Genomic DNA, 796 nt, shown 5'->3' with positions numbered 1-796 from the left:
TTGCCGATGGGGCCGAAGAGCCGACGATTGTTGAACCAGTCCACCCATTCGAGCGTCGCCATTTCAACGGCCTGCAGATTGCGCCACGGTCCGAGGTGATGGATCACCTCTGCCTTGTACAAGCCGTTGATCGTTTCAGCCAGTGCGTTATCGTAGGAGTCGCCCACGCTGCCCACTGACGGCTCGATGCCAGCCTCGACCAACCGATCCGTATAGCGGATCGATACGTATTGCACGCCGCGGTCGCTGTGATGGATCAGCCCGTCCTGCTGCGCCGGCTGTCGCTCGTACAAGGCCTGTTCCAGTGCGTCCAGAACGAAGTCCGTGCGCGCCGAGCTCGACACACGCCAGCCGACAATGCGTCGGGCGAACACGTCTATGATGAACGCGACATAGACGAAGCCCTGCCAGCTCGATACATAGGTAAAATCTGACACCCATAGCGCATTGGGCCGCTCGGCCGTGAATTGCCGGTTCACGAGATCCTTCGGGCACGGCGTCGAACCATCGCTCACTGTGGTGCGGACCGTCTTGCCCCGCACCACACCGCGCAGGCCCATCTGCTTCATCAGCCGCTCGACCGTGCAGCGCGCCACGACAATGCCTTCGCGCTTCAATTGCGTCCAGACCTTGTCTACGCCATAGACCTGGAAGTTTTCTTCCCATACCCGCCGGATCTCATCCTTGAGCATCCTGTCGCGCTGGGCCCGCGCCGGCACCAGCTCAGGATGGGCGCGGCGGGCCACATGCGTGTAGTACGTCGACGGCGCGATTGGCAGTACCCTGCAGATCGGCT

The 796-nt window shown here is 61.8% G+C and carries 1 protein-coding gene; it reads right to left on the bottom strand.

Features of this window, described 5'->3' with window-relative positions; genetic code table 11:
• The coding region (locus AB3X86_RS38300; RefSeq protein WP_368599908.1) for an IS3 family transposase at positions 1 to 796 on the bottom strand (796 nt) is incomplete at both ends.

It is taken from the genome of Paraburkholderia sp. BR14374 (genome assembly GCF_040948685.1).
In the GTDB taxonomy this organism is placed as follows: domain Bacteria; phylum Pseudomonadota; class Gammaproteobacteria; order Burkholderiales; family Burkholderiaceae; genus Paraburkholderia; species Paraburkholderia youngii.
The sequence above is the reverse complement of the archived record's forward strand: the minus strand, read 5'-3'. Positions and strand labels throughout refer to the sequence as shown.